The sequence below is a fragment of the Larsenimonas suaedae genome (assembly GCF_023712105.1).
In the GTDB taxonomy this organism is placed as follows: Bacteria; Pseudomonadota; Gammaproteobacteria; order Pseudomonadales; family Halomonadaceae; genus Larsenimonas; species Larsenimonas suaedae.
The window spans coordinates 313253-325597 of record NZ_JAMLJI010000003.1 but is presented as its reverse complement, the minus strand read 5'-3'; the positions used below and the strand labels follow the sequence as shown (position 1 = coordinate 325597).

11 protein-coding genes are annotated in these 12345 nt (G+C 59.5%); 5 read left to right on the top strand and 6 right to left on the bottom strand.

Annotated features, from left to right (window positions below; translation table 11 throughout):
• Nucleotides 1–15 precede the first annotated feature (15 nt).
• Both NAT49_RS11045 and hexR read right to left on the bottom strand, forming a co-directional pair.
• On the bottom strand, nt 16–1452 hold the full coding sequence (locus NAT49_RS11045; RefSeq protein ID WP_285836111.1) for a sugar porter family MFS transporter: 1437 nt from the start codon (nt 1450–1452) through the stop codon (nt 16–18).
• A 224-nt stretch (nt 1453–1676) separates the two neighbouring features.
• Entirely contained in the window at nt 1677–2528 is an 852-nt protein-coding gene (hexR, locus tag NAT49_RS11040) for a transcriptional regulator HexR (protein ID WP_251594164.1), read from the bottom strand.
• 219 nt (nt 2529–2747) lie between these two features.
• On the opposite strand from hexR, the gene zwf reads away from it, so the two are divergent.
• Genes zwf through NAT49_RS11025 form a run of 3 tightly spaced genes read left to right on the top strand, consistent with a single transcriptional unit; the run spans nt 2748 to nt 5591 of the window.
• Nucleotides 2748–4220, top strand: coding sequence for a glucose-6-phosphate dehydrogenase (gene zwf / locus NAT49_RS11035; protein ID WP_251594162.1), 1473 nt, complete (start codon nt 2748–2750; stop codon nt 4218–4220).
• Nucleotides 4207–4899, top strand: a complete 693-nt coding sequence (gene pgl, locus NAT49_RS11030) for a 6-phosphogluconolactonase (protein ID WP_251594160.1) — start codon at nt 4207–4209, stop codon at nt 4897–4899. The genes zwf and pgl overlap by 14 nt, the downstream gene beginning before the upstream one ends.
• 26 nt (nt 4900–4925) lie before the next feature.
• The gene (locus NAT49_RS11025; RefSeq protein ID WP_251594158.1) at nt 4926–5591 is read left to right on the top strand and encodes a bifunctional 4-hydroxy-2-oxoglutarate aldolase/2-dehydro-3-deoxy-phosphogluconate aldolase; all 666 of its coding nucleotides are present in this window, start codon (nt 4926–4928) and stop codon (nt 5589–5591) included.
• 105 nt (nt 5592–5696) lie between these two features.
• Here the strand turns inward: NAT49_RS11025 and NAT49_RS11020 are convergent, their stop codons facing one another.
• The 4 genes from NAT49_RS11020 to edd are packed head-to-tail and all read right to left on the bottom strand — an operon-like array spanning nt 5697 to nt 10212.
• Complete coding sequence (locus tag NAT49_RS11020) at nt 5697–6560, bottom strand: aldo/keto reductase (RefSeq protein WP_251594156.1); 864 nt, start codon at nt 6558–6560, stop codon at nt 5697–5699.
• A gap of 3 nt (nt 6561–6563) precedes the next feature.
• On the bottom strand, nt 6564–7415 hold the full coding sequence (locus NAT49_RS11015) for a D-hexose-6-phosphate mutarotase (RefSeq protein ID WP_251594154.1): 852 nt from the start codon (nt 7413–7415) through the stop codon (nt 6564–6566).
• A complete protein-coding gene (glk, locus tag NAT49_RS11010; protein ID WP_251594141.1) occupies nt 7412–8371 on the bottom strand; it encodes a glucokinase in 960 nt (319 codons plus the stop codon). Before glk ends, NAT49_RS11015 begins: the two co-directional genes overlap by 4 nt.
• Entirely contained in the window at nt 8368–10212 is a 1845-nt protein-coding gene (edd, locus tag NAT49_RS11005) for a phosphogluconate dehydratase (RefSeq protein WP_251594138.1), read from the bottom strand. Before edd ends, glk begins: the two co-directional genes overlap by 4 nt.
• A 259-nt stretch (nt 10213–10471) precedes the next feature.
• Between edd and gap the strand changes: the two genes are divergently transcribed.
• A complete protein-coding gene (gene gap / locus NAT49_RS11000; protein ID WP_251594131.1) occupies nt 10472–11473 on the top strand; it encodes a type I glyceraldehyde-3-phosphate dehydrogenase in 1002 nt (333 codons plus the stop codon).
• An 82-nt stretch (nt 11474–11555) separates the two neighbouring features.
• The gene (locus NAT49_RS10995) at nt 11556–12251 is read left to right on the top strand and encodes a haloacid dehalogenase type II (protein WP_251594124.1); all 696 of its coding nucleotides are present in this window, start codon (nt 11556–11558) and stop codon (nt 12249–12251) included.
• Nucleotides 12252–12345: the final 94 nt, after the last annotated feature.

The following is a 12345-nucleotide window of genomic DNA, read 5'->3' as shown; positions in this document are numbered from 1 at the left end:
TGGAGGCCGAGATCGTTAGGCGCCGATGTCGCGAAGCGCCTTGCCGCCCATGAGGTTCTTCTCGATCTTTTCAAGCGATATGCCCTTGGTTTCCGGAATCAAGAGCAGCGTGAAGACGATGAATAGAAGGTTTAGCGCCGCCAGAATACCGAACGTCATCGTGCCACCGATGCCGACCAGCATGATCGGGAAGAACTGGCCGACGGCAAAGTTGCCGACCCAGTTCGCAACCGTCGAGGCGCTGATGCCGAAGTCGCGGCCACGAAGGGGCTGAATCTCGGCGCAGAGCGTCCAGATCAGCGGGCCGGCCGACATCGCAAAACCTGCGACGAACACCAGCAGTGCGCCCATGGCCGTGTACTGAAGGAAGCTGGTGCTTGGGCCGATGCCGAGAATCGTTGCCAGCACGGCCATACTGATCGCCATGATCGAAAAGCCGGCATAAAGGATCGGCTTGCGGCCGAGGCGGTCAACAAAGCCGATGGCAATAAAGGTGGCCAGTACGTTAACCAAACCGGTTGCGACCGTGCTCCAGAGCTGTGCGGCGGTGCCTTCGAAGCCGGAGGCTTCAAAAATCTGCGGCGCGAAATACATGATCGCGTTCATGCCGGTGAACTGCTGAACAATCTGAAGCGAGACGCCAAGCAGAACCGAACGCCGGAAGTTGGGGTTTTCCTTGAACATGTCAAAGCCTCGGCTTTGCTCTTCCTGTTCAAGGCTTTCCTGGATTTCCTTGATCTCGTATTCGATCTCTTCCCGGCTGCCGCGCAGCTTGTTCAGTACGTTGCGTGCTTCGTCGAAACGATCATGCGCCGCCAGCCAGCGTGGGCTGTTGGGCACCATCAAGACCCCAAGAAACAGCATGCCGGCCGGAATCATCAATACACCGAACATCCAGCGCCAGCTTTCGATGTAGCTGAACGCCAGATTCGAGACGAACGCCGCCAAGATACCGACGGTAACCATCAGCTGATAGAACGAAATGGTGGTGCCGCGAATACGCTCAGGGGCAACTTCCGAGAGATACAGTGGCGCGGTGAACGACGCCACGCCCACGGCGAGCCCCAGCATGATGCGAGCGACAACCAGCAGTGTCGTATTCATGGCGACCACCGCCACCAGTGCCCCGAAAAAGAACAACACCGCGCTGTAGAGCATGGCCTTGCGGCGGCCAAAGCGGTTTGAAATGCCGCCGGCAAAAAAGGCGCCGACGGCTGCGCCCACCATCATCGAGCTTACGATCCAGCCTTCCATGCCGGTAGAGAGGTGAAATTCCTGCTTGATGAAAGGCAGAGCGCCTGAAATGACGCCGATGTCCATACCGAACAGCAGGCCGGCCAGTGCGGCCAACCCGCAGCTGAACCAGACCATCGGAACGATGTCTGCGTGTGCAACCGCATCGGGTTTGTGATCCTGCCCGCTGGACGGGGCAGGGCCTGGGCTACCAGCCATGAGGCGACTCCTTGTCTTTGCGTGTCTCTAAACGTGTAAATGGCCCTGTAGACCTTGGTCTTGATCTGTGACTGTCACAGGGCGGGGGGACTATGTCCGAATCGGGAAAAGGTTTCCAGACGACATGCGATTAGACATTGTGCTGATGTTAAGCTTCAGCATAGAGAAGCCGATGACGTTGCCGTATTAGACCATGGGGCTAAAGCGTCGGATCGGCACAGCGATCAGTCGAGCGGGAAGCGCGTTGGCTTGAGGCTGTCCTTGATCTTTTTGAGGTGAGGGAGGAAGTCAGGGCCGCGACGGAGCGTGACGCCGGTGGCAAGCACATCGATCAGCGCCAGATGAATCATGCGCGAGGTCATCGGCATGTAGTGGTCGGTGTCCTCGGCGCAGGCAACCGCCAGGCTTTCCGTGCACTCCCTTGAAAGCGGTGAGTCCGCCGAGGTAAGACCGAGCACCGTGGCACCGTTCTGACGCGCCTCAAGCGCAATGTCGACCAGATCGCGCGTGCGTCCGGTATTGGAGATGATAACGATGACGTCGCCTGTTCGTGACGCGGCGGCGACCATGCGCTGCATGAGAACGTCATCGTAGGCTGTCACGGGCAGATTGAAACGAAAGAACTTGTGCTGGGCGTCGAACGCCACCGGCCCTGAGGCGCCAAGCCCAAAGAAGCTGATCTGCTTGGCCTGGATTAAGTAATCCACCATGCGCTCGATCAATTTGCTGTCCAGCGCCCGGCGCGCTTCATCGAGTGCCTGAATGTTGGCACCAAAGATTTTATTGGTGTAGGTCGCCGTGTCATCATCGTGGGCCACACTCTGGCTGATGTAAGGCGTGCCCCCGGCTAGGCTTTGCGCTAGCTTGATCTTGAAATCAGGGTAACCCTTGGTGTCGAAGTTGCGGCAAAAGCGGTTGACGGTTGGTTCGCTAACACCGGCGTGCTGGGCCAGAATGGCGATACTGAGCCCGGTCGCGGCGTCGGGGTCGCCTAGAATGACATCGGCGACCTTGCGTTCGGAGCGATTCAGATCGTCCAGGCGCAGGCGTATTTTTGAAAGAAGGTCGTGGGCCACGCTGTCACTCGCTGCTTGCATGAAGGCAACAAAGAGTTGCCCAGATTATTGTGGTGAAATTACTACGTAAGGTCAGCATGCTAGCGCCTAATGCTGTATCAGGACAACGAAGCCCAGCTTCAAGCGTCTTTTTTTGGTAAGTTTACGAAAAATTGTTGCGAGGACCCCGTGTTATGGCTAACGTTGCGCGTAAATTAACTAGTCCAATGGGAGTGTCGAATGACTGAAGAGACCCAGGCCGTCGACCTCGCATTATTCGGTGCTCTTGGCGATCTTGCGTTGCGCAAGCTGTATGTCGCGCTGTATCACCTGGATCGCGAAGGGCTCCTGGCCGATGAAACCCGCATTCTCGGGCTTGCGCGTCAGGACTATGAACCCGATGCATTTCGGGCTCGTGTGCGCGATGCGCTCGAGCATCGTGTCGATGCCAGTGAGCGTACCGAAGAAAGCATGGTGCGTTTTCTTGAGCGGCTCGATTACGCACAGGTCGATTTCACTACCCTCGAGGGCTACAGCCGGATTACCGACTGGCGCGATGGCCGCGAGGTGCCGATGGTCATCTACCTCTCGGTACCGGCAAGCCTCTATGGGGATATCTGCAAGCACCTGAGCGGTGCCAACTGCCTGGATGAGCGCAGTCGCGTCGTGGTCGAAAAACCGATCGGCTATGACCTGGATACCTCCATCGAGATCAACGATGCCATCGGTGCGGTCTTCGATGAGTCAAGCATTTATCGAATCGACCATTACCTCGGTAAGGAAACGGTTCAAAACCTTCTGGCGTTGCGGTTTGCCAATCCGCTGTTCGGCGACCAGTGGAATCAAAGCAAGATTTCCCATGTCGAGATCACGGTTGCGGAAACGGTCGGCATCGAGGGGCGCTGGGGGTATTTCGATCAGGCCGGTCAGTTGCGGGATATGGTTCAAAACCATCTGATGCAGCTTCTGTGCATGATCGCGATGGATCCGCCATCGAATCTCGACTCCGACAGTATCCGAGATGAAAAGGTCAAGGTGCTCAAGGCGCTGCGCCCGATCGAGGGCGACATGCTCGATACCGATGTGGTGCGCGGGCAGTACGTCTCCGGCTCGGTGAACGGCAAGCAGGTGCCTGGCTATCTCGAGGAAGAAGACGCCAACACCGAGAGCCGCACCGAAACCTTCGTGGCCTTCAAGACAGAAGTGTCCAACTGGCGTTGGGCCGGTGTGCCGTTCTATCTAAGAACCGGCAAGCGCATGCCGCAGAAGCTGTCTCAGATCGTGATTCACTTCCGGCCGCAGTCGCACTACATCTTTGACCCCGACCAGCGCTCACTGGCCTCGAACAAGCTGGTGATCAAGCTCCAGCCGGAAGAGGGTATCTCGCTGCAGGTGCTGACCAAGGACAGCGGTCTGGACAAGGGCATGCGCCTGCGTCAGGGCCCGCTTAACCTGGACTTCCACACTGCGTTTCCGCAGGCCCGTATCCCGGACGCCTACGAGCGACTGCTGCTTGAGGTCATGAAAGGGCAGCAGTATCTGTTCGTTCGCCGTGATGAGGTCGAGTACGCCTGGCGGTGGGTGGATACGCTGATCGAAGGCTGGGAGAAGCGCGGTGTTGCGCCCAAGCGCTATCCGGCAGGCTCCTGGGGGCCGGTGTCTTCCATTGCAATGATCACTAAGGATGGGTACTCCTGGTATGAAGACTACTGATTCGACCGAGCAGACCATTGAGCCGCGCCAGGCGCTGGCCGAATCACTTGCCGAGGCCGTTGCGGCGGCCTTGCGTGAGGATCTCGAGCATCAAAGTCGAGCGACGCTGATCGTTTCGGGTGGGTCGACGCCGGTGCCCTTTTTCAAGGCGCTGTCGCAAAAGCGGCTCGAGTGGTCCAGAGTGGATGTGACCCTTGCGGATGAGCGCTGGGTCGACGAGGCTCACGATGACAGCAATACCCGGCTTGTCCGTACGCATCTGATCGCAAACGAGGCAGCCACGGCGCTGTTTCACCCGCTGGTCAACGACGCCGACACACCCGAGGCCGGCGTGGATGCGCTCGAGCAGCAGGTTGGTGAGCTTCACTGGCCGGCAAGCGTGGTGATTCTCGGTATGGGCGGTGACGGCCACACGGCGTCGCTGTTCCCGGATAGCCCTGAACTCGAGCACGGTCTCACGACGACTCGGAGGCTGCTTGCCGCGCATGCGCCAAGCGTGACCCAGGCGCGAATGTCGTTCAGTCGCCAGGCTCTTTTGGATTCCAGGCGCCGCTACGTGCACGTCACAGGCATGGACAAGCGCCGCGTATTTTCAACAGCGTTCAGCAGTGACGACGCGCGGGAGCTTCCGATCCGCGCCTTCATGACCGAGCCTCTTTCGCTTTACTGGGCGCCTTGAGCCCGGCACCTAGACAGGAGAATTTCATGACAGTGGACAAGCAGCTGCCCGCCACCCGTACCGCCGAAATCGACAGCATTTGCCAGCGCTGTGAAGTGATCCCGGTGTTGACCATCAATCGCATCGAAGACGCGGTGCCGCTGTGCAAGGCGCTCTACGATGGTGGCTTGCCGGTACTTGAGGTAACACTTCGAACCGATTGTGCGCTCGAAGCGCTGCATCGTCTGCGCGACGCGTTGCCGGAAGCCAGCATCGGGGCCGGTACAGTACTGACGCCCGAACAGTACAAGCTTGCCGAAGACGCAGGCGTCGATTTTGTGGTCACACCCGGCACCACCGACCGTCTGTTCGAGTACGGCATTCAAAGTCCGGTGCCGCTTCTGCCAGGCATCAGCACGGCCACTGAGCTTCTCAACGGCTGGCAGTACGGCTATCGTCGCTTCAAGTTTTTCCCGGCGGAAGCCAGTGGCGGCGTACCGGCACTGAAAGCGCTGGCAGGCCCGCTTCGTGACGTGAAGTTCTGTCCGACCGGCGGCATTACGCCAGACAACGCAGGTAATTACCTCAAACTTCGCAACGTCATGTGCGTGGGTGGATCCTGGGTGATGCCGAAAGACATGATTGAGAATGAGGACTGGGACGGTATTCGAAAGCTGGCCCAGGAAACCGCAGAGTTCTTGAAGCGCCACTGAGCGCACCGACTCTCTCTCGACAGCCTCGGCTGTTGTTTTCGCCCGTTGACCATTTGGTCAACGGGCTTTTTTTTGGCTGGCGAAAAAGTAGATCGTCGCGCGTGATCAGAAGACGCGGTGGGCGCGGGCGGCCTCAAGAAGTTCGAACCAGGTGACGCGGTCGAGCTGGAGGCTTGCGTGGTCAAGAAGCGTTCGAAGGTGCGCGGGTTTAAGCGTGCCGACCACCGGGGTGGGTGCATGGGGCAGGGTGTTGAGCCAGGCCATGGCGAGACTGGCCGCACTGACGCCGTAGTCCTGAGCCCGCTCGGCCAGCAGTGAGCCCAGAAGGCTTTCGAACAGCCGGCCGCCACAGAGCGGCGAGCAGGCAAGCGGCATGATGTTGTCGACGCACATTGCGTCCCATAACCCATCGAACAGCGCTTCGGAGCGGGGGATCGAGAGTTCGAGTTCGCCGCAGCGAATCGGTGTACTCATGGCGGTCTGAAGCCTGCGCCACTGGGCCGGTAGAAAATGCGACACACCGATGTGGCCGAGCTTGCCTGAAGCGATGCCCTCATCAAGCACATGACCGACCGTTGCATGGTCCATCAGCGGGTCTGGGCGATGCAGGTGAAACAGCTCGATGCGCTCGAGATTCAGCATTTCAAGCTGGTGGTCGATGACGTGGGCCAGCGTATTGGAGCCGGTGTCGTAGTGCTTGACGTGCCGACCGGAGGTATCGAGATGGGCCGGCACGATGCCGGCCTTGACCATCACGTTAACCTTGGATGAGAGCCCCGGGCGGCTCAGCAGTGCCTGGCCAAAGCGTGCCTGATGTTCGCCGTCGCCGTAGGTCGGGGCCAGGCAGAACCAGGTCAGCCCTTCGTCGACGCGGGCTTCGATCCAATCGGCGAGCGCGTGGGTGGTTTGCAGTTCATCGTAGTGGTGAAGCTGGCGAAGGCTGATGATCAAGGGCGCGAGAGCGGCCATGGCTCATTCCTCGAGCGAGAGATGCTGGGAGAGAAGATGTTGGCTGCCGGGGGCAAGCCAGACACGGTCAAGCTGAGTGCATGCGGCTTCCACGCAGACAAAGTGCGTGCTTTCCTCGGCGGGGATGTCGCCAGGGCGTTGATCGCCCGGATGCCAGACCACGCTTGAATCGCTGCCCTGCTTGGCAATGCGGCGCTGAGCCGAGCCCGAGCGCAGCAACAGGGGGCGGCTTGAGTGATAGATGCGATCAAGCCCGCCGCGAATGCCGAGCTCACCCTGTTGGGTCTTTTCCTTGAACCCCTCGAGCTTGTCGAGATAGCGCGCACCGGCCAGGCCTTCAATGCGGACGTCGAAGGCGTCATCGACGCTTAGATACGTGTGCAGGGCCTGGGTGAAGCTCGTGGGCGTGTCGCCGGTGTGTTCCGTGATCAGCTCGACGTTAAGTCGTTTTGCATTGGCCTGAATGACCACGCGCGGCGTGAGCTGCGAATCGAGCGGCTCCGTCGGCGTCAGATGCAGCTCAACGCCTTCTTCATGCTCATCGACGGCGTCGAGGCGCCACGTTGCGGTTCGTGCACGCCCATGGGCCGGTTCACCGGCAGTATCGGCGTCACCGAACCATGGCCAGCACAGCGGTATACCGCCGCGAATGGCGCCCGGAGCAGGTTTGGGCGTAGGGGTGGTCCAGAGCCAGTTGCGCTGACCCTTGGGCGCGAAGTGCAGAAGCTGGGCGCCTTGATGGGCAACCACAAGGCTGCCCCATGCTTCATTGATGACGTGAACCGAAAAGTCGTGCCACGTCGCGTCGCGCCGACCTTGTGTCTGTTCGATGAGCGCTGAGAGCGACTCGCTCATGACACCTCCTCATTGTGCAGTGCTTCGGCGGCACCCAGAAGTCCTGTCCACTTGGCTTTGACGACCCAGGTGGCGATGCTGTCAGTGTAGTGCCCCATGCGGCCCTTGTCGGCGAAGGCCCGGCGGAAGTCGCTTTCCTGAAGGAAGTCGAGAATGCGGGGAAGCACGCCACCGCACAGATAGACACCGCCGCGGGCACCAAGGGTCAGCGCGGCGTCGCCGGTGGCGTCGCCCAGGATCTTGCAAAAGAGCATGATGGCGCCCTTGGCCTGCTCGTTGCCCTCACGGGCGGCGTCGGTCACGGCTGCCGGTGAATCGAGCGTCGCCGTAATGCCTGCAAATTCGCACAGCGCCCGGTAGAGGTCCAAAAGGCCCTGACCGCACAGGATGCGCTCGATGGAGACGCGACCGTATTGTTCACGGAACCAGCACAGAAGCTTCACTTCGAAATCATCGGTCGGGGCGAAACTTGCGTGGCCACCCTCGGCCGAGAGCGGTATCCAATAGCGTTGGCTGGGCGCGAGGCCGGCAACACCCAGGCCGGTGCCGGGGCCGATCACAAGTCGCGCGCGCCCGCTTTCACTGTGTCCGCCGCCAATCTGGATCAGATCTTCTTCGGGAATGTGGGGCAGACCGAGCGCCATCGCGGTGAAATCGTTGATGGCCTTGAAGTTATCGAGGCCGAGTTCTTCCTTCATTGCGCGCTTGCTGAACCGCCACGGGTTGTTGGTCATCTTGACCGTGTCATCGTGAACGGGGCAGGCAAACGCCAGGCAGGCTTCCTTGGGCGCCTTGCTGCCAACCTTCTCGAGATAGGCGCGAACGGCATCGTCCAGATTGGCGTAATCGGCGCAGGGAAGCGTTTCGATGTCGTGCAGATCGAAACTGCCGGGAGTGACCAACGCAAAACGGGCATTGGTGCCCCCGATGTCGCCGACCAGAGCTGGGCGTGTCATTTACTTTCTCCTTCGATATCCCCGAAGCTGCCGAAATTGCAGGCGCCTTCTTCCGCTCCGCCGACCATGGTACGCAGTCCGACGAACAGCTCTCGGCCCATGCCGTGATGGTAGTGATCAACGCTTTCGCGATGACATTCACGGCTGGCCCATTCGTCGCTGTCCACCCGTGCGCTCAGTTCGCAGTTGTCGGGGTCGAGACGAACGATGTCGCCGTCCTTGAGCTTGGCAAGCGGTCCGCCATCCAGCGCTTCGGGTGTCATGTGTATCGCGGCAGGTACTTTACCCGATGCGCCGGACATTCGGCCATCGGTCACGAGTGCTACTTTGTAACCGCGGTCTTGAAGCACGCCAAGGTAAGGCGTGAGCTTGTGAAGTTCAGGCATGCCGTTGGCTCGCGGCCCTTGAAACCGGACGACCACGACCACGTCACGATCGAGCTCACCCTGGTCGAAGGCGGCCTTCAGCTGGTTCTGATCACTGAAGATTCGAGCGGGCGCCTCGACGAACCGCTTGTCCGGCTCGATGGCCGAGACCTTGATGACGCCGCGACCCAGGTTGCCCTCGAGCACGCGCAGCCCACCGGTCGGGGCAAACGGATTGTCGCAGCTTCGCAGTACGTCTTCGTCGAGCGAGGCCGTCGGCCCTTCACGCCAGACCAGTTTACCGTCTTCCAGAAACGGTTCCTTGACATAATCGGCCATGGTGGTGCCGAAGACGGTGTCGATGTCTTCGTGCATCAGGCCGGCGTCGAGCAGGGTGCGAATCAGAAAGCTGGTGCCGCCAGCGGCCTGGAAGTGGTTGATGTCGGCCTGGCCGTTCGGGTAGATGCGGGTCAGGCTCGGAACCACTTCGGACAAATCGTGAAAGTCATCCCAGGTCAGAGTGATGCCGGCGGCGGCGGCCATGGCGATCAAATGCATAGTGTGGTTGGTGGAACCGCCTGAGGCCAGCAAGCCGACCAGCGCATTCACGATCGCCTTGGCAGTAATCTGTTTGTAGAACGGGCGATAGGTGCCGCTCAGTTCGGTATTACGAATGGCCTGCTCGGTGGCGTATTCGGTAAGCGCGTCGCGCAGCGGCGTATTCGGATTGACGAACGAGGCGCCCGGCAGGTGAAGCCCCATCAGCTCGATCATCATCTGATTGGAGTTGGCGGTGCCGTAGAACGTGCACGTGCCGGGGCTGTGGTAGGACTCGGACTCCGCTTCGAGCAGCTTGTCGCGTCCGACCTTGCCCTCGGCAAACAGCTGGCGAATGCGCGCCTTTTCCTTGTTGGGAAGTCCTGACGGCATCGGCCCGCCGGGAATGAAGATGGCCGGCAGGTGACCGAAGCGGGCTGCGCCGATGAAGAGCCCTGGCACGATCTTGTCGCAGATACCAAGATAAACGGCAGCGTCGAACATGTTGTGTGACAGCGCAATGGCCGTGGACATCGCAATCACGTCCCGGGAGAACAGCGACAGCTCCATACCGGGCTGGCCCTGAGTCACACCATCGCACATCGCGGGCACGCCACCTGCGAACTGTGCGGTTGACCCCATCGCGTGTGCGGCCTGCTTGATCAGGACCGGGTAATCCTTGAAGGGCTGGTGGGCCGACAGCATGTCGTTGTACGAGGAGACGATGCCGACGTTGACGCTGTTGGTCAGCTTGAGCCGTTCCTTGTCGGTTGCACCGCAGGCGGCAAATCCGTGCGCCAGGTTGCCGCAGGACAATTCGCCCCGATGAACGCCATCGGCGTGCTGTTGCTCCATGAGACGTTCGTAGCGCTCGCGTCGTTGCTGGCTGCGTTGTTCGATGCGCTCGGTGACCTTCGCGACGGTATCATGCACGGTCATGGTGTTCCTCGGCTCAAGGTGGTGTAGTTTGACTAGCTTATTGTGTAAATTTAGCAAAAAAGAGGGGGGAATAATGCCCCGTTTTGGGTCGAGATTGCCCTCGTTTCGTAGTAATGTTTCAAAAAAGGGCATTTTGGTCTACTTTGATACGCAGAATTTTGCAATAAGGACGCACGTGGCGGTGAGGGAAGTGTAGTAGGACTACACCGTCGTCCTTGGCAGTACAGCGATCATCTATGGAATCAGGAGGAAGCAGGAAATGACTTTGCGCGTAGCAATCAACGGCTTTGGTCGAATCGGTCGAAACGTCCTCAGAGCGCTGTATGAAAATGGATACCGGGATCAGGTTGAAGTCGTGGCCATCAATGATCTGGGCGACCCTGAACTGAACGCCCACCTGCTCGAACACGATACGACCCACGGTCACTTCAATTTCGCCGTGTCTCATGATGACGAGAACCTGAGCGTCGATGGCGACAAGATCCGCATTCTGGCCGAACGCGATCCGACGCAACTGCCGTGGGGTAGCCTTAAGGTCGATCTGGTCATGGAATGCACCGGCATCTTTACCACCCGTGAGGCGGCCGGCAAGCACCTCGAAGCTGGCGCGAGCCGCGTGCTGATTTCGGCGCCGAGCCCGGATGCGGACGCCACCATCGTCTTCGGCGTCAACGACGAAACGCTTACCGCCGAACACAAGGTGGTCTCCAACGCCTCCTGCACCACCAACTGCCTGGCGCCGGTTGCCAAGGCGCTTCACGAAGGCGTCGGCATTGAAACCGGTTTGATGACGACCATTCATGCCTATACCAATGACCAGAACCTGGCTGACGTGTACCACAAGGATCCGTTCCGTGCGCGAAGCGCCACGCACTCCATGATCCCGACCAAGACCGGCGCCGCCGCGGCCGTGGGCAAGGTGCTTCCGGATCTGAACGGTAAGCTCGATGGCTTCGCGGTTCGTGTCCCGGTAATCAACGTTTCCGTGGTGGATCTGACGTTCACCGCGTCTCGAGAGACCACCAAGGAAGAGATCAACGCGTTGGTGGCCAAGGCAGCCGAGGCGTCTCCGATTCTCGACGTCAATAGCAAGCCGCTGGTCTCGATCGATTTCAACCACAACGCCAACTCGTCCATCTTCGATCAGAACCACACTCGTGTGTCAGGTAATCTGGTCAAGGTCATGGCCTGGTACGACAACGAGTGGGGCTTCTCCAACCGTATGCTCGATACCGCGCTTGCGATGGCGAAGACCTGGTAAGCGCTCTATGCTTCTAGCTCTTCTAGAAAAAAGGCAGCCCTGGGCTGCCTTTTTTTATGGCCCAGTTATCCAGGGAGGGGATATGACCACGGAGAAAGCCTTGCGCCCGGTGCTAGCGTTCGATGTATATGGAACGCTGCTCGACACGGGGGCACTTGCCGACATGATGCGCGACGCGCTTGGCGATCAGGCCGAGGCGGTGAGCGAGGCCTGGCGAGCGCGTCAATTGAATTTGGCCTTTCGGCGAGGCTTGATGGGGCGTTATGTCGATTTCGCACTCTGTACGCAGGATGCGCTCGATGCGGTACTAAAAGAGGGCGGGCATCACCTGGATGAGGCGCAGCGCAAAGCTATATTGAAGGGCTATGGCACGCTCCCACCGCACAGCGACACGCTGGCGGGGCTCAAGGCGTTACGGGCACAAGACGTGACCATGGTGGCGTTTTCCAATGGCACTGCTGATGCCATGCGGAATGTGCTTACCCAGGCAGGGCTTATCGATCAGTTCGATGCGCTGGTAAGCGTCGATGACATCAAGCGCTTCAAGCCAGACCCTCAGGTCTATCTGCACTTGATGCGGACAATGGGGTCCAGCCCGGACACTACCTGGTTAGTATCGAGTAATGCCTGGGACATTCAGGGCGCGCGCCATGTGGGCCTCAATGCAGCCTGGGTGCACCGTGACTGCTCCGTGATCGAGGACGAGGCGCTGGCGCCGACTCATACTGTAGACAGCCTTGAGGCGCTGGCGACGTGGTGGTCACAGTGCGCGCCTTGATTGACTTGGGCTTTGTAATGTGTAGAAGTAGCGAAACTTATTCGAGGATGGCTTGACAAACCATCGGTCTATACGGTTACACATTCTTAACATT

Bases quoted from the DNA above. Each gene is read 5' to 3' on its own strand.
- gap (WP_251594131.1), top strand. From the start codon at position 10,472: ATGACTTTGCGCGTAGCAATCAACGGCTTTGGTCGAATCGGTCGAAAC.
- pgl (WP_251594160.1), top strand. From the start codon at position 4,207: ATGAAGACTACTGATTCGACCGAGCAGACCATTGAGCCGCGCCAGGCG.
- NAT49_RS10995 (WP_251594124.1), top strand. From the start codon at position 11,556: ATGACCACGGAGAAAGCCTTGCGCCCGGTGCTAGCGTTCGATGTATAT.
- glk (WP_251594141.1), bottom strand. From the start codon at position 8,371: ATGACACGCCCAGCTCTGGTCGGCGACATCGGGGGCACCAATGCCCGT.
- NAT49_RS11015 (WP_251594154.1), bottom strand. From the start codon at position 7,415: ATGAGCGAGTCGCTCTCAGCGCTCATCGAACAGACACAAGGTCGGCGC.
- edd (WP_251594138.1), bottom strand. From the start codon at position 10,212: ATGACCGTGCATGATACCGTCGCGAAGGTCACCGAGCGCATCGAACAA.
- NAT49_RS11020 (WP_251594156.1), bottom strand. From the start codon at position 6,560: ATGGCCGCTCTCGCGCCCTTGATCATCAGCCTTCGCCAGCTTCACCAC.
- zwf (WP_251594162.1), top strand. From the start codon at position 2,748: ATGACTGAAGAGACCCAGGCCGTCGACCTCGCATTATTCGGTGCTCTT.
- NAT49_RS11025 (WP_251594158.1), top strand. From the start codon at position 4,926: ATGACAGTGGACAAGCAGCTGCCCGCCACCCGTACCGCCGAAATCGAC.
- NAT49_RS11045 (WP_285836111.1), bottom strand. From the start codon at position 1,452: ATGGCTGGTAGCCCAGGCCCTGCCCCGTCCAGCGGGCAGGATCACAAA.